Source organism: Streptomyces sp. WZ-12 (assembly GCF_028898845.1).
Lineage (GTDB): Bacteria > Actinomycetota > Actinomycetes > Streptomycetales > Streptomycetaceae > Streptomyces.
In genome coordinates, this window is the sequence record NZ_CP118574.1 from 1,129,621 (window position 1) to 1,145,198 (window position 15,578).

Annotated in this window: 14 protein-coding genes; 10 read left to right on the plus strand and 4 right to left on the minus strand. The window is 73.9% G+C overall.

The window, feature by feature from the left end:
• Nucleotides 1-36: 36 nt before the first annotated feature.
• Both PV796_RS04595 and PV796_RS04600 read left to right on the plus strand, forming a co-directional pair.
• Nucleotides 37-1,200, plus strand: a complete 1,164-nt coding sequence (locus PV796_RS04595; protein WP_274911598.1) for a serine/threonine protein kinase — start codon at nucleotides 37-39, stop codon at nucleotides 1,198-1,200.
• Between the two features lie 6 nt (nucleotides 1,201-1,206).
• Nucleotides 1,207-1,938, plus strand: coding sequence for an HAD family hydrolase (locus PV796_RS04600; RefSeq protein ID WP_274911599.1), 732 nt, complete (start codon nucleotides 1,207-1,209; stop codon nucleotides 1,936-1,938).
• Here the strand turns inward: PV796_RS04600 and PV796_RS04605 are convergent.
• Nucleotides 1,922-3,403, minus strand: a complete 1,482-nt coding sequence (locus PV796_RS04605; RefSeq protein ID WP_342456882.1) for a N,N-dimethylformamidase beta subunit family domain-containing protein — start codon at nucleotides 3,401-3,403, stop codon at nucleotides 1,922-1,924. The two genes, PV796_RS04600 and PV796_RS04605, sit on opposite strands and share 17 nt — an antisense overlap.
• A gap of 147 nt (nucleotides 3,404-3,550) precedes the next feature.
• Here PV796_RS04605 and PV796_RS04610 point away from each other — a divergent pair, with 147 nt between their 5' ends.
• Both PV796_RS04610 and PV796_RS04615 read left to right on the plus strand, forming a co-directional pair.
• The gene (locus tag PV796_RS04610) at nucleotides 3,551-4,423 is read left to right on the plus strand and encodes a class I SAM-dependent methyltransferase (protein WP_274911601.1); all 873 of its coding nucleotides are present in this window, start codon (nucleotides 3,551-3,553) and stop codon (nucleotides 4,421-4,423) included.
• Nucleotides 4,420-5,193 carry an N-acetyltransferase gene (locus PV796_RS04615; RefSeq protein WP_274911602.1) on the plus strand — a complete coding sequence of 258 codons (774 nt, stop codon included), beginning with the start codon at nucleotides 4,420-4,422 and terminating at the stop codon, nucleotides 5,191-5,193. The genes PV796_RS04610 and PV796_RS04615 overlap by 4 nt, the downstream gene beginning before the upstream one ends.
• An 18-nt stretch (nucleotides 5,194-5,211) precedes the next feature.
• Here PV796_RS04615 and PV796_RS04620 read toward each other — a convergent pair whose 3' ends face one another.
• Nucleotides 5,212-6,345, minus strand: coding sequence for a hypothetical protein (locus PV796_RS04620; protein ID WP_274911603.1), 1,134 nt, complete (start codon nucleotides 6,343-6,345; stop codon nucleotides 5,212-5,214).
• 320 nt (nucleotides 6,346-6,665) lie between these two features.
• Here PV796_RS04620 and PV796_RS04625 point away from each other — a divergent pair, with 320 nt between their 5' ends.
• Nucleotides 6,666-7,163 (plus strand): hypothetical protein, encoded by a 498-nt coding sequence (locus PV796_RS04625; RefSeq protein WP_274911604.1) that lies wholly within the window; start codon nucleotides 6,666-6,668, stop codon nucleotides 7,161-7,163.
• A gap of 108 nt (nucleotides 7,164-7,271) precedes the next feature.
• A complete protein-coding gene (locus PV796_RS04630; RefSeq protein ID WP_274911606.1) occupies nucleotides 7,272-8,900 on the plus strand; it encodes a multicopper oxidase family protein in 1,629 nt (542 codons plus the stop codon).
• Between the two features lie 64 nt (nucleotides 8,901-8,964).
• Here the strand turns inward: PV796_RS04630 and PV796_RS04635 are convergent, their stop codons facing one another.
• Entirely contained in the window at nucleotides 8,965-10,578 is a 1,614-nt protein-coding gene (locus tag PV796_RS04635; protein ID WP_274911607.1) for an FAD-dependent monooxygenase, read from the minus strand.
• A gap of 81 nt (nucleotides 10,579-10,659) precedes the next feature.
• On the opposite strand from PV796_RS04635, the gene PV796_RS04640 reads away from it, so the two are divergent.
• A complete protein-coding gene (locus PV796_RS04640) occupies nucleotides 10,660-11,151 on the plus strand; it encodes a helix-turn-helix domain-containing protein (protein WP_274911608.1) in 492 nt (163 codons plus the stop codon).
• On the opposite strand, the gene PV796_RS04645 is transcribed toward PV796_RS04640, so the two are convergent.
• Nucleotides 11,081-11,593 (minus strand): MarR family winged helix-turn-helix transcriptional regulator, encoded by a 513-nt coding sequence (locus tag PV796_RS04645; RefSeq protein WP_274911609.1) that lies wholly within the window; start codon nucleotides 11,591-11,593, stop codon nucleotides 11,081-11,083. The two genes, PV796_RS04640 and PV796_RS04645, sit on opposite strands and share 71 nt — an antisense overlap.
• Nucleotides 11,594-11,721: 128 nt before the next feature.
• On the opposite strand from PV796_RS04645, the gene PV796_RS04650 reads away from it, so the two are divergent.
• From PV796_RS04650 to PV796_RS04660, 3 genes are all read left to right on the plus strand, one after another.
• Nucleotides 11,722-13,413 (plus strand): alpha-keto acid decarboxylase family protein, encoded by a 1,692-nt coding sequence (locus PV796_RS04650; RefSeq protein ID WP_274911611.1) that lies wholly within the window; start codon nucleotides 11,722-11,724, stop codon nucleotides 13,411-13,413.
• 147 nt (nucleotides 13,414-13,560) lie between these two features.
• Nucleotides 13,561-14,208 carry an RraA family protein gene (locus PV796_RS04655; RefSeq protein ID WP_274911613.1) on the plus strand — a complete coding sequence of 216 codons (648 nt, stop codon included), beginning with the start codon at nucleotides 13,561-13,563 and terminating at the stop codon, nucleotides 14,206-14,208.
• 320 nt (nucleotides 14,209-14,528) lie between these two features.
• On the plus strand, nucleotides 14,529-15,575 hold the full coding sequence (locus PV796_RS04660; RefSeq protein WP_274911614.1) for a methyltransferase: 1,047 nt from the start codon (nucleotides 14,529-14,531) through the stop codon (nucleotides 15,573-15,575).
• The last annotated feature ends 3 nt before the right edge of the window (nucleotides 15,576-15,578 follow it).

Here is a 15,578-nt window from a genome sequence, read left to right on the forward strand (position 1 = left end):
GGGTGTCTCCCACGTCCCCTATCGAAGGGTTTGCACGTGACTGAGTACGGCACGACGACCGCAGATCAGGCCACCCGCCCGGTGAAGGTCAATTCCTGGAACGGCTGGGATCCGCTGCGGCACGTCGTCGTCGGACGCGCCGACAACGCGGTGGTGCAGGCTCCCGAACCCGCGATCCGGCGGGACTTCCCCGAGGACGGCTTCCCGCTCGGCACCTACGGTCCGATGCCGGCCGACATGACCGCCGAGGCCAACGAGCAACTCGACGGCTTCGCCGAGCTGTTGCGGCGCCGCGGCATCCGCGTGGACCGGCCCGCGCCCGTCGACTTCAACCAGCGCGTGAGCACCCCGGACTGGACCCAGGAGTCCATGTCCGGCTGCATGCCGCCCCGGGACCTGCTGCTGACCGTCGGCAACGAGATCCTCGAAGCCACCATGTCCTACCGCAGCCGCTGGTTCGAGTACCTCTGCTACCGGCCGCTCCTCCAGGAGCTCTTCCGCGCCGACCCGCGGATGCGCTGGGAGGCCGCCCCCAAGCCCCGGCTGACCGACGCCTCCTACCACGCCGGGTTCTGGGACACCTACAACACCCTGCCCACCGAGGTGCAGTTGGCCCGGGTGCGCGACTACGACCTGGTGCTGACCGAGGAGGAGCCGCTGTTCGACGCGGCCGACATCGCGCGCTTCGGCAAGGACCTCTTCGTCCAACTGTCGTTCGTCACCAACCGCAGCGGCTACCAGTGGCTCCGGCGCCACTTCCCCGACCACCGGGTGCACGCGGTGACCTCCACCAACACCCACCCGCTGCACATCGACGCCACCTGGGTGCCGCTCCGTCCCGGACTGGTGCTGCACTGCGGCGAGCGGCTCGCGGACCCCGAACTGATGGAGTTCTTCCGGCGCAACGACTGGGAGATCATCGAGGCGGTGCAGCCGGCCAGTTGGGACCACCCGCCGAAGCTGTCGTTCTGCAGCCCGTGGCTGGCGGGCAACATGCTCAACCTCGACCAGAACACCCTGTGCGTCGAGGAGAAGGAGGTCGCGCTCGCCGACCAACTGGCCGGCTACGGCTTCGAGATCGTGCCGGTGCCGTTCCGCGCGGTGGGCCCGTTCGGCGGCGGACTGCACTGCGCCACCTTCGACATCGAACGGGACGGGGAACTGGAGGACTACTTCCCGCACCGCTACGGACGGTACTGAGGCCCGGTGTCGGCCCCCACTCCCCCCGGCCGGAGGGCCGTCCGGGGCGTGATCCTCGACTTCTACGGGACGCTGGTGCGGCTGATCGAACCGCTGCCGCCCAGTCACCGGTCGCTGTTCCTGAGGCGGGGCCTGGCCGAGGCCGCCGACAAGTGGGGCGACCAGTGGGCCGTCGGCCCCCGGGAGGGCGAGGAGCACGCCGCCCACTCCGTCAGCCAACAGACCTACCATTCCTGGGAGTTGGAGCGACTGCGGAGCCGGGCGCTGTCCTGCGGCGTCCCCGCGTCCGTGGCCGGCCCGCTCGCCGTCGAGCTGGACCGGGCGATGAAGGACCTGCGCCTGGCGCCGTTCGGCGACGTCCCGGCGGCGCTGGCCGGGCTGCGCGCCCGGGGCCTGACGGTGGCGGTCTGTTCCAACTGGTACTGGGACCTGGACGGCGCCCTGGCGGACGTCGGACTGGCCGGACTGGTCGATGTCGCGGTCACCTCGGCCCGGGCCGGCGCCCGCAAACCGCACCCGCTGATCTACCGGACGGTGTTGGAGCGCTGCGGGCTCCGGCCCGAACAGGCCCTGTTCGTCGGGGACATGTGGGAACCGGACGTGGCGGGGCCGCTGGCCCACGGGATGCGCGCGGTGCACCTGTGGCGGCCGGACCGGGTCGTGGTGGGCGCGGCCCCGCCGTTGCCGGACGGGGCCGCGCGCATCCCCTCGCTGGCCGCGCTCAGCGCGCTGCTGTGACGGGAGCGGGGGTGGCGGGGCCGGCGGCGGAGAGCCGGTCCAGGACGTTGCGGGTGACTCGGACGACGCCGGCGTCCAGTTCCCGGCCGCAGACCACCGGCCAGTCGGTGGTCCCGGCCGTGAAGACCGTGCCGCCGGCGGTGTAGAGCCCCATGGTCGCCGCGCGCGGGCTGGTGATCGCCGCCTCGCGCGCCGGGCAGTTCCAGTGCCCCCATTTCAGGTGGTGGAAGTCGTCGTGCACCGGATCGAGGAGGTAGATCCCCAGGATGAGGAAGGACTCCGGCGTGCCGTCCACGCCGGTGGCGTGCGCCACGCCGGCCGCGTCCCGGGCGAAGGCCGCGCCATCGCACTCGTAGCCGATCAGCGGTGTGCCGGCGCCCAGGGCGTCGGCCGGCCCGCCGTCGGCGCCGTCGCGCAGCCCGGTGCCCTCGTACACCCAGTGCTCGGCGTGCTGGACCTGGTAGCCGTCGCGCGGCCGGTCGCCGGGCCAATCGCCCGGCCACATCCCGCCGTTGCGGAAGCTGACGCCGGTGAGGGCGTTCTCGGGCTCCCCGACGCCGTCGGGCGGCGCGGGCCACCACTGGTCGGTCGCCGGGAGGTGCGGGTACTCCGTGCCGACGTGGTGGTCGGTGTCGGAGACGAACGCGGCGTTGTCGTCCACTGGGTGGACGCGCCACCAGCAGGTGTTGGCGCTGAGGAAGGCCACGTTGCCGCCGCCGGCGACGAACCCCGCGACGTTCTCGCGCATCGCCGCGCTCCAGTATTCGTCGTGCCCGACGCTGAGCAACAGCCGGTAGGGGGCGAGGAGTTCGGGGTCCTCGTGGAGGTCGAGGTCGGTGCAGTAGTCGACGTGGTAGCCGCTGCGTTCCAGCCAGGCGATGAACGGGGCGTCCCAGTAGGCGAGGTCGATGACGCCGCCGGGGCGGTGCAGGCTGAGGCGGTGGCCGCGCGGGCCCTGGGGGCCGGCCTGCTGGTAGACGGGGTTGTCGTAGAGGCTGCCGGCCCGTTGGACGTCGGCCCGGTCGGCGCGGTTGTAGGCGTGCCGGGTGTAGGTCGATTTCTTGTAGAGGATGTGGGCGCCGGTCGCGCCGGGCCGGGCCGGCCGGGCGACGAAGAACTCCCGCTCGAAACCCTCGATTTCGGAGTCGCCCAGCAGCGGGACGTGTCGGCCGTCGCCCTCGACGAAATGGGCGAGGTAGATTCCCGGCGGCCAATCGCCGGGCAGGGTGTGGTGGTGGGGCGGCCAACTCCAGTCCACGGCCGGACAGGCATGGTCCGGGACGCCGTCCGGGTGCGGCGGCGCGGCGGCCCGTTTCCCCGGATAGGGACCGGTCTCCGCCATGAACGACAGTTCCCGTCCCAAACGGTAGAAACGGACCCGGAATTCCGCGGCGTCCGTCGACACATGAAAGGTCAGACGCCGACCAACTGTCACGCTCTCACGATCCAGATATCCCTCGATCACCGCGCCAGGCTAGGCAGGGGAACGAGAACCCGACAACCGATCTTCCGGCCAAGGGGGCGAGTGGTCGAGGAGCAGAGCAGCGAAGTAGCCGGGTAACCACATTGCCACGCAGCCGCTGGCCGCGTGGTCGCGGAAGGAGAGGGAAAGATGGACAGGGAATTCCGGGTGCGCGAACTCATGCTGGGCATCGAGGGGTTGGCGCTGCTGCGCCATGCGTTGGACGCCGACGAGGATTTCCTCAAGGCCCGCCTGGCGGAGATCACGGCCCTCGTGTCCGGCGAGGGGATGTCGCTGCCGGACGGCGGGACGGCGGTCGGCGAGTTGGACGCGGCGGCCGGCTACGCCTCCTGGGCGGCCCGCTACGACTCGCTGCCCAGCGCGTACATCGAGGTCGAAGAGCCGCTCGTGCACGGGCTGTTGGACCGCGGCCCGGTGGGCACCGCGCTGGACGCGGCCTGCGGCACCGGGCGGCAGAGCGCCGCGCTGGCCGCCCGCGGGTACCACACCATCGGCGTCGACCAGTCGCCGGAAATGCTGGCCCGGGCCGCCGACAAGGTGCCCGGGGCGGAATTCCGGCGCGGTCGTCTGGAAAGCCTTCCGCTCGACGACGAAAGCGTCGATCTGGCGCTCTGCTCGCTGGCCCTGACCCACCTTCCGGACGTCTCCCGCGGGATTGCCGAACTGGCCCGGGTGGTGCGCCCTGGTGGCCGGATCATCGTCTCCGACCTGCATCCGTTCGTGATCGCCCTCCAGGGGCAATGCGTGTTCGTCGACGGCAGCGAACGGTTGGCCTTCGTCCGCAATCACGTCCATCTGCCCAGCAGTTATCTCGACGGCTTCCGGGCCGCCGGGCTGACCGTGCGGGAATGCCGCGAACCGGTCTTCAACGGCCGGTTGGCACCGGGAGGTTACGAGGAGGCCATCGCGGACGCCGCCCGGGCCGCCTGGGACGGAATGCCGTTGGTGGTCGTCTGGGACGTCGAGAAGCCTGCCGGAACCGACCGGGAGCGCGCCGTATGACCCTGCGTTTCGTGCACCATTCCGAGCGCCCGGAATTGTGGGACCGGATCACCGGGGAATTCGCCGGAGTGGTCCCCGAATACAACCTGCACGGCGACATCAACGCCGGTTTCTGGGAGCGGCTGTTCAGCGACTTCCCCGACCATCAGTTCCTGCTCCACGACACCGCCACGGACACCGTCCTGGGCACCGGCCGCACCCTGCCCCGCACCTGGGACGGCACCCCCGAGGGTCTGGGCACCGGCCTCGACGCCTCCATCGAGGCGGCCTTCCGCGACCACGACGCCGGGGCCGCGCCCGACGCCCTGTGCGCCCTGGGCATCGAGATCGCCCCCGCCCACCAGGGCTGCGGGCACTCCGCCCGGCTCCTGGCGCACATGGCCGACATGGCCCGCGCGGCCGGCCTCTCCCATGTGATCGTCCCGGTCCGCCCCACCTGGAAGGACCGCTACCCGCTCGTCCCCATCGACCGCTACGCCACCTGGGCCCGTGCCGACGGCGCCCCGTTCGACCCGTGGATCCGCGCCCAGGTGCGCCAGGGCGGCACCGTCGCCGCGGCGGTGGCCGAGTCGTCCCGCATCACCGGCACCCTCGCCGAGTGGGAGGCGTGGACCGGGATGTCCTTCCCCGACGACGGCCGCTACGTCTTCCCCGGCGGCCTCGCCCCGCTCGACATCGACCGCGCCAGCGACCGCGGCGCGTACTGGGAACCCTGCGTCTGGATCACCCACGACGTCCGGTCCAACCCACCGGCGGCGGCCGGGACTTAGGGCGTCCCGACCCGGGTCCTAGCGCGTCCCGGCCCGGGTCCGCGGGACCGGGCCGAGCAGCAGGCCGCCCCGCCGCACCGCGCTGTCGGCGTACGCGGTCAGCAGCGCGGTGTGTTCCGGGGTCACCTCGGGCCGGCGCTCGGGCGGGAGTCCGGCCGGGCCGACCGTGGACAGCGCGGCGGTCCGGACCCGGGCCGCGGCCGCGCCGGCCGGCCCGGAACCCGGTGGCGGCGCCTGGTGCCGGCGGGCGGCGTCCTCGGCCTGGCGGCCCAACAGCAGGCAGTGGATCCACAGTTCGTCCGCGAAGGCGGTGCCGAACAGCCGGCCCACCTCCGCCGCGGCGCCCCCGGGCCGGTGCCGTCGCGCCACGTCCCGCACCCGGCCCTCGGTCAGGCCGGTGTCCGGCAGCGCCTCGGTCCACCGCGGGTGCCGGCGCGGATCGGCGTCGCGCTCGTGCCCCACCGGCCGCAGATAGCCCTCGCCGTACCGCATGTACGGCAGCCAGTCCACCTCCTCCAGCACCCAGCCGCGCTCCAGCAGCGGGCGGGCGTCCGCGACCCCGACCGGGCACACCGCGAGCCGAATCCCCTGCGCCGCATGGCCGTTGATGCTGCTCGTCCCGATGTGTTCGACCACGCTCGGCACCGCCAGCAGCGCGGACCGCCCGGTGGTGCGCAGGAACGCGGCCATCACCTCGTCGTCGTGGCGCTCGCCGGTCTCCGCGGCGAACGACCGGAACGCGTCCGCCGTGCCCACCGGCAGGCAGATCGCCAGCGTCGGCGCGAACTCCTCCGGCACCGCGCGCACCCAGCCGGCGCCGGCCAGCGCCGCCAGGCGGGCCGCGGCGCCGTTCCGGGCGTGCCAGTTCGTGTAGAAGACCAGCGCCTCGTCCGGGAACCGCGCCACCGATCCGGCCACCAGCGCCAGCAGTTCCGGCGGCCCGGCCACGTCGTCCTGGACGACCAGGTGGTGATCGGCGCCCGCCGCCCGGGCCGCCCAGGCCACCAACGCGGTGCGCAGCGCCGACGGCGGCCCGTCCGGGTCCGGGTCGCGCGCCAGCCCGTCGAGGCCCAACCGGGCGGCCAGCGCCGCCGCTTGGGCCTCGCGCACCGGGTGCGTCATCACGGCCGAACTCAGGGACGTGGTGCTCACCGGGCCACCCACTCCTCATGTCGCGCGGTCATCGCCGTCGGGCCGCCTCATCGTGGCAGATCGCCGCGGCCCGCCCGGCCCGCCCGCGGAGAGTGGCCGAATCCCTACGCCCGCGGCGGGAGTCCGCCCGGCCACCGCCACCAGGACCTCGCGCAGCGCCGCCGTGCGCGCGCCGGCCGACCGGCCGTCCCGTAGGCGCGCACGGTACGCGAGGGGCACGGGAGGCCGGTGGCGTCGCCCATAGCCCCAGGGGGTATGGTCGGCTCGCGAGGAGGCGCCGGGAGCACCGCGCCGACCTGCGCGGAAGGGAGGGGAGCGAGGTGAGCATGCCGTTGCCGCGGGGGACGCGGGGCGGAACGCGACGCCGCGCCGCGCGCTCGCGCCGGTCCCCGTCGGGCCACCGCCGACCCGCGGTCCTGCTCGCCCTGCTGTGGCTGGTCGTCGCCGTGGTCTCGCACCACAGCCTGCCCGGCACCACCCCGCGGATGGCGTCGGCCATGTCCCACCCCTCGGCCGTGGGCCAGGCAGCGGCGCAGCCGATGGCCGCCGCGCCCCGACTCGATCACACCGACCCCGGACCCGACCACGCGCACCCCGGGCACCACCCCCGGATCAGCGACGCGCAGTCCGAGCACGCCGACCACGGCGGCGCCCACTGCTCGTCCTACGACGTCCGGTCCGAGCAGTTCGTCCCCCCGCCTCCGCTCCTCGGCCACGCCCGCGCGCCCCAGTGCGCGACCGGCACACCGCCCGGGCCCCACCAGACCAGCGGGCTCTCCCCGCCCGACCCGACATCCCTCTCCGTCCTGCGCATATAGGCCGTCGGCCCTCCCCCACGGCCCATTCCCCCCCCCGCGGTGCACGGGCGTCGCGCCCTCCGGCGCGCGCACGCCGCGCCGCGCACCCCTGCGTAAGGACACCTCCCCATGCATCCGCTCAACCGACGCTCCGTCCTGCTGGCCGGACTGGGCGCGGCAGGCGCCGGCCTGCTCGCGGCCTGCTCCGACGCCCCCCGGGCCGCCGGCCCCACCCTGCTCAGCCCGTCCGCCCCGGCGGTGGCCGAGGCCGAGAAGAAGCGCCGGCGCACCGGCGGCAAGGAACGCCGGGTCCGGCTCACCGCGACCGCCGGCACCGTGGACCTCGGCGCCGACAAGACGGTCCGGACCTGGAGCTTCGACGGACAACTGCCCGGCAAGGAGATCCGCCTGACCGCCGGCGACACCCTGGTCGCCGACCTCGCCAACCACCTGCCGACGAGCACCTCGGTCCACTGGCACGGCCTCGCCCTGCGCAACGACATGGACGGCGTGCCGCCGGTCACCCAGCGCGCCGTGGCCCCCGGCGGCTCGTTCACCTACCGGTTCATCACCGACACCCCGGGCACCTACTGGTTCCACCCGCACGTCGGCGTCCAGTTGGACCGCGGCCTGTACGGCCCGTTGATCGTCGAGGACCCGCACGAGCCGCTGCGCTACGACGACGAGTGGGTCGTGGTGCTCGACGACTGGCTCGACGGCGTCACCGGCACCCCGGACCAGGCACTCGCCACCCTGCGCCGGGGCATGGGCGGTTCCCCGTCGCACGGCGACCAGGGCCACGGCGGCGGGGACGACAAGGGCGCGCACGGTGGCATGGAGGGCATGCCCGGCATGGACATGGGCGGCGACATGGACATGGGCGACAAGGGCTCGGGCGGGGGCGGCATGTCCATGGACGACCCGTTCATGCTCATGGGGGCGACCAGCAAGCTGCTGGGCGGCGACGCCGGCGACGTGAAGTACCCGCACTATCTGGTCAACGGGCGGGTCCCGGCCGCGCCGGCCACGTACCGCGGCAAGCCCGGCCGGAAACTGCGGCTGCGGATCATCAACGCCGGTGGCGACACCGCGTTCCGGGTCGCGCTCGGCGGCCACCGGCTGACGGTCACCCACACCGACGGCTACCCGATCGCGCACCAGCCGGCCGACGCCCTGTTGCTCGGCCCCGGCGAGCGCTACGACGCGCTGGTCACGCTCGAAGACGGCGTCTTCCCGCTGGTCGCCGTGGCCGAGGGCAAGGGCGCGGCCGGCCTGGCCCTGGTGCGCACCGGATCCGGCGACGTCCCCTCCGCCGACGTCCGCCCCAAGGAGCTCAACGGCCGGATACCGACCGCGACTTCGCTGCGCGCGGCCGACGACGTCCGGTTGGCGTCCCGCACGCCGGACATCACCCACCGCATCGACCTGACCGGCTCGATGGCGAGGTACGACTGGGCGCTCAACGGCCGGCCGTTCGACATGAACCACGCGGACGCCCACCCCTACGCGGTGGAGTCCGGCCAGCGGGTCCGCCTCCAGTTCCGCAACACGACCGACATGTGGCACCCCATGCACGTGCACGGGCACACCTATCAACTCGGCGCGTCCGGCCCGCGGAAGGACACCGTGATCGTCCTCCCCGGCGCCACGGTCAACTGCGACTTCGACGCGGACAATCCGGGCCGGTGGCTGCTGCACTGCCACAACGCGTACCACGGTGAGAGCGGCATGATGGGGCTGGTCGGCTACCGCGGCTGACCCGGCGGGCGGCGCGGGAAGCCGTGCCGCCCCACCGCGGGTCCCGCCCCGTACGGGCCGCCGGTCAGGTGGCGTGCAGCGCAGCGCGCAGCGACCGCCCGGCGCCGGCGGTGCCGCGCCAGGCCACGAAGCCGTCGGGGCGCACCAACACGGCGTCGCCCGCCAGGCCGAGTTCGCGGGCGGGCGCGTCGCCGAGCTCCCGCACGCGCGGGGTCGGGCCCGGGCCCGCGGTCGCCGTCGCCCGCCACCGCGCGCCGTCCGCCGCGGTGAACAGCGTCCACCGCGAGCCGATCAGGTCCAGCGTGGAACGACGGCCGCCGTCGGGGGAGTTCAGCCAGCGGTGCGGGAAGCGGTGGCCGAGCCGGACGGTGTCGTCCAACGGGTCGGGCAGCTCCCCCTCGGTGGCGTGCGGCGGATAGCCGTAGCACACCATGCCGCGCAGGTAGTCGACGGCGAGCCGGTCGTAGAGGGCGTTGGGGTCGCCGGACAGGGACTGGTAGCCCTGGTGCAGGCCGCGGGAGACGGCCAGGGACGCCTGGGCGGCGGCCCGGCGTTCGGGCTCGTAGGTGTCCAACAGCCCCGGTGCGCAAGCCCCGTGCAGGACGGCGGCCAGCTTCCAGGCGAGGTTGTGGCCGTCCTGGATGCCGGTGTTCATGCCCAGGCCGCCGGCCGAGCTCTGGACGTGGGCGGCGTCGCCGGCGAGGAAGACCCGGCCGCGGCGGAACGCGGAGGCGAGTCCGGTGGCGGCCTCCCAGGCGTTCACGGCGTGGAGTTGGATCGGGATCGCCGGGTCGCCGATGGCGGCGCGCAGCAGCGCGACGGTGGCGTCGGGCGTCAACTCGGCCGGCCCCTCGGCGGGTTTGCCGGGGTAGCCCATGAGGTGCGAGGACCACTGGTCGCGGCCGTTCTTCGACATCAGGGTGGCGTGCACGGCGTCGTTGCGGACGAAGCACAGATGGGTGCCCCACTCCTCCATGGCGGTCCCCAAGTCGGCCCGGAAGAAGGCGGTGTTGAGATGGGCGATGGGCGCCCGGTCGGGCATGTCGATGCCCAGCAGTCGGCGCACCTCGCTCTTCGCGCCGTCGGCGCCGATGAGATAGCTCGCGGTGATCTCCCGTTCCTCGCCGGTCTCGACATCGACGAGCCGGGCGCGCACCCGATCGCGCTCGGCCGTCAGGCCGACCAACCGCAGCCCGAAGCGGGCGCGCCCGCCCCGCCCGGTCAGTTCCGCCCGCGCCAGGCGCTGCACCTGATCGTGCGTCAGCACGCGGCGCACCGGCACCGGCGTGCAGTTCGCCAACCAGGCGGCGTACCGCGGCGGCAGTCCCCCGTGGTGCCGGGTGGCGCCCAGCCCGCTGTCCTTGAACACCCAGCGCACCGGCTCGCCCCCGTTCCACCCCTCGCGCTCCGTGGCGGGCCCCAGGCCCACCGCCCGGAACAGTTCCAGGGTGCGCAGAGTGGTACTCGCCCGCGGCACCGTCACCATGGGGTCCCGCTTGTCGATGACCAGGGCCTCAACTCCCCAATGGGCGAGGAACATTCCCGTCGACAGTCCGACCGGCCCGGCTCCCACCACCAACACCGGAACGTCCGGGCCCTCGCCACCGGGGCGCGCCCCCCGCTCCCGCACCCCGCCGGGTATCCCCCGCACTCCTCGTTCCGCACGTCGTGTGCCCATGGCACGCTCCCTTCGCGACTTCTCGACGATCGGCGCCCACCACGCTCCCCGCTCAAGTCGACTTGAGCGCAACATGGAGCCATGACAGACGCGCTCTACTCGATCAGTCAGGCCGCCCGTTGCTTCGGCTTGCCGGTGTCCACGTTGCGGTACTACGACGAGTTGGGAGTGCTGCCGGCGGCCGGGCGGCGGGGGAACGTGCGGTACTACGGTCGCAGGGAGCTGCGCCGCCTCGCCCTCGTCCAACGGCTGCACCACCGGGGCCTGGTGAGCCTGGCCGACACCGCGGTGCTGGTCAGCGACGGCCCGGCCGATGACCAGCCCTCGGGGCGCGAGGTGTTGACCGCTTCGATCGCGGTGATCAAGGACCGGATCGCGCATCTCCAGGCCGCCCAGGGTCTGTTGGAACACCTGCTGACCTGCCCGAAGGCCGATCCGGTCCGGGAGTGCGCGCCGCTGCGGGCGGAGCTCGACCGGGACGTGGCGGAGGGGTTGGCGGGGCTCAGTGGGCCCGACGGCCGCCCGTCCCCTCGCGTGGCGCCTCCCCTTCGCGCTCCGCGACCGCCGCGGTGAACGCCGACCAGTTGGCGCCGGCCAACGGGGCGAGGACGGCGCGCCAGCCGTCGGCGGCGGCCGGTCCGGCCTGTTGGAGGGCGGCGTGGAACAGGTCGCGCTGTCGGGCGTGCAGGGTGCGTTCGAGGGCGGCGCCGCGGTCGGTGAGGTGGAGTTCCTTGCGGCGGCGGTCGTGGGCGCCGGGGGCGACGCGGACCAGGTCCTCGGCGATCAGCCGGCGGAGCGGGGTGTTGATGGCCTGCTTGGTGAGGTCGAGGGTGTCGCAGAGTTCACCGACGCTCATGCCGGGCGCGTAGGCGAGGAACGTGAGGATGCGGTGGTGGGCGCGGCCCATGCCGTGCTCGGCGAGGGCCTCGTCGGCGGCGCCGGTGAAGGCGCGGTAGGCGAAGTAGAAGAGCGTGAAGTCGCGGTCGAAGGCGTCCGGGCGAGATGGGTCAAGCATGTTGACATATTACCCGGCGCCCCGTTACGCTCGCCACTAAGGTCAATGACCTTGACCTATTTTCGATTCGTAGTGCGGCCGGGCCCCGATCGGCGCTCCCGGCGCATCGCTGAACGCAAGAAAGGCCGGTGACCGCGGTGTCGGACATCACCGTTGGCGCATACCTCCTCCGCCGTCTGCGCGAGCTGGACATCGAGCACGTCTTCGGCGTGCCGGGCGACTACAACCTCGGCTTCCTGGACCTGGTCGTCGACTTCCCCGGGCTGGAGTGGATCGGCACCTGCAACGAACTCGACGCCGGCTACGCGGCCGACGGCTACGGCCGGCTCCGCGGCGCGGCCGCCGTGGTGACCACCTTCGGCGTCGGCGAGCTCTCCGCCGTCAACGCGATAGCGGGCTCCTACGCCGAGTCCGTCCCCGTCCTGGCGATCACGGGGATGCCCGCGACCGCGGTGGCGGCGGCCGGCACGCCCGTGCACCACACCCTCATGGACGGCGAGTACGACCACTTCGGCCGGATGTTCGCGGAGGTCACCGTGGCCCGCGCCACGCTCACCGCCCAGAACGCGCCGGCCGAGATCGACCGGGTGCTGACCGCCCTGCGCCGGCACCGCAAGCCCGTCCACCTCAACCTCCCCACCGACGTGGTGCTGGCCAACGTCCCCGCGCCCGCCGCGCCGCTGCCCGCCGCCGACGCCCCGACCGACCCCGCGCTGCTGCGCGCCTTCCGCGACGCCGCCGCGCGACTGCTCGACGACGCCCGGACCGTGACGGTGCTCGCGGGCCACGAGGCGGACCGGTACGGGCTGCGCGCGCCGCTCGCCGGCCTGCTGGCGGCCGCACCGGTGCGCGCCGCCGTCTACTCCACCGGCAAGGGCCTGGTGGACGAGGGCGCGCCGGGCTTCGCGGGCGTCTACACCGGCGAGTTCAGCGCCAAGCCGGCGCGGGTGGCGGTGGAGGACGCCGACTGCCTGGTCCTGGCCGGCGCCCCGGTCACCGACACCGTGACCGGCGGTTTCAGCCACCACTTCCCCGCCGGCCGCACCATCGAACTGCGGCCCGGCCGGGCCACCGTGGGCGGCGCGGAGTTCGCCGGCGTGACGATGACCGATGCGCTCGCGGCCCTCACCGAACTGGTCCGCGGCCTGGACCTGCCCGAGCCCGCGGGCTACGGCGAGCCCCCCGTGCCCACCGCGGCGCGGCCGGACCGCGGCCCGGCGGACGGCCCGCTCACCCAGGACGCGCTCTGGGCCGCCGTGGGGGACTTCCTGCCGGCCGGCGGCGTGCTCGTGGCCGAGCAGGGCACCGCGTTCTTCGGCGCCCAGGAGCTCCCGCTGCCGCGCGACGCCCGGTTCGTCGGCCAGCCGATGTGGGGCTCGATCGGCTACACCCTCCCGGCCACCCTCGGCACCCAACTCGCCGCCCCCGACCGGCGGTCGGTCCTGGTCATCGGCGACGGATCGCTCCAACTGACCGCCCAGGAACTGGGGTCGATGGCCCGCTACGGCCTGGCACCGGTGGTGGTCGTCATCAACAACGACGGCTACACCGTCGAGCGCGCCATCCACGGCGCCACCGCTCCGTACAACGACATCGCCGCCTGGAACTACACCGCGCTGCCGGCCGCGTTCGGCGCCGGTGACCACTGCGTCACCCGACGGGTCACGACCCCAGCGGAGCTGCTCGACGCGTTCCGTCTGGCCGCCGCCGCCCCGGACCGGATGGTGCTGATCGAGGCCGTGCTGCCGCGCGACGACGCCCCCGAGCTGCTCACCGCCCTGGCCGGCCGGTTCGCGGCGCAGAACGACTACGGGGAGTGAGCCGGAGGCGGGGACGGGGGCCGGAGGTCGTCACCGGCCCCCGCCCGCCGGTCCGCGGGTCCGTCGTCCGCCGCCTCACCACCCCGCAACCCGCTGTCAGTGGCCGGTGCTAGCGTGCGTCACAGCTCGACGATCGGAGGAGGAGAGATGTCCGAAGCCACCGGCTCCCCGGCCCAAGCACCGCACCCCTTCGGGGAGTTCTCGCCGACCACCCTCGCGGACGTGCTGGGCCGCGCGCAGGTGATGGACATCGGCATCCGCCCCCTGTGGCCGTCGATACCGCGGGTCGCCGGGCCCGCGTTCACGGTGCACTGCCCGCCCGGCGACAACCTCATGCTGCACGCCGCGATCCACCGCGCGGCACCGGGCTCGGTGATCGTCGTCGACTCGGGCGACCTCAACTACGCGCTGGCCGGCGGCAATGTCTGCGCCGTGGCCCAACGCCGGGGCATCGCCGCCTTCGTGGCCGACGGACTGATCCGCGACCTCGCCGAGGTCCGCGCGAGCGGCTTCCCGGTCTTCGCCCGCGGGGTCATCCCGATACCCGGCGGCAAGAAGGCCGTTGGGCCACTCAACGTCCCCATACAGTGCGGTGGCGTGCCGGTGTCCGCCGGGGACGTGGTGGTGGCGGACGAGGAGGGCATCGTCGTGGTGCCAGGGGACCGGCGGGACGAGGTGCTGGGCGCGGCCCGTGCGAAACAGGCCAAGGAGGACCGCGAGTCCCTTGATGACTGGGCGGCGGCGCACCGCGCCCGCATCGACGCGGCCCTGCGCGAGGGCGGTTACGAGGGGTGAACGGGCGGGCCGGCCGGGCACCGCGGGGCCGCAGGCCGGGCCGATCCCAACGCCCATGGCGCGACCGGGTCTTGCCGGGGGCCACGCTCTGCGACATTCTCGAATCCCCGTTGCTGACGGGGGCGGTCCTGCCTCCTGGACGCCGCCGCCGACCGCGCACACGGCTCCCGCCGCGGAGCCCGGGCCGGCGCGTCGGGAAGCCCTAGGCCGGAAGGCCGACACGAAGATCCGTTCACGGGCGGTACCTGCGGTGGGACGGCGCGGCAAGAGTGGGTGGGGCATCCGTCCGACCCACTGACTGAACTGCCCGGAGGCTGACGGTGGACACCCAGAACCCGATCGACCACCCCGACCTGTCCGACGCCGCGGCCCACGCGGCGGCGGCCCACCTGATCGAACAGTCGCTGGGGCACTTGTACTCCGCGGCATTGCGGACGGCCGTCCTCCATCACCTGGCCGACCATGTGGCGGGCGGCCCCCGCACCGCCAGCGAACTCGCCCGCCGCACCGGCACCGACGCCGGCGCCCTCCGGCGCACGCTGCGTTACCTCGCCACCCGCGGGATCTTCCGCGAGGACGACAACGGGGCCTTCCACCTCACACCGTCCGGGCAGTTCCTGCGCACCGGGGTGCCCGGCTCGCTGCGCGACGCGGTGCTGATGCTCACCGACGACATCTTCGTGCGCTCGTCGGGGGCGCTCGACGAGACCGTGCGGACCGGCGCGCCCGCCTTCCCGAAGGTCTTCGGCGCCCCGTTCTTCGAGTACCTCCGGGGCGACGACACCACCCGGGCGCTCTTCGACACCGGCATGGCCGCCTTCTCCGAGCCGCTCGACGACCTGGTGGCGGGCGCCTACCCGTTCCCCGAGCACGGCATCGTGGTCGACGTCGGCGGCGGGCGGGGCGGTCTGCTGCGGCGCGTCCTGCTGCGGCACCCGGGCCTGTCAGGGGTGCTCTTCGACCAGGCCCCCGCGCTGCGCGAACACGTCCTGGAGGGCGTCGAGTTGGCCGGGCGGTGGCGCGCCGAGCCGGGGGACTTCTTCACGGCCGTGCCGGACGGCGGCGACGTCTACGTCCTCAAGCACGTGCTGCACGACTGGGACGACGGGGCGGCGGTGCGCATCCTGAGCGCCTGCCGGCGCGGCCTGGCCCCCGAGGGCAGGGTCCTGATCGTCGACTCGGTGCCGGAGCCGGGCAACGACCCGCACCCGGGCAAGACCCTGGACGTGGCGATGATGACGCTGGTGACCGGCAGGGCGCGCGGACCGAAGGACCTGGACGTCCTCTTCGCGCGGGCCGGTCTGCGCCGCTCCCGGATCCTGCCGACGCCCACCTTCGCCTCGATAGTGGAGGCGGTCGCGGCCTAGCGC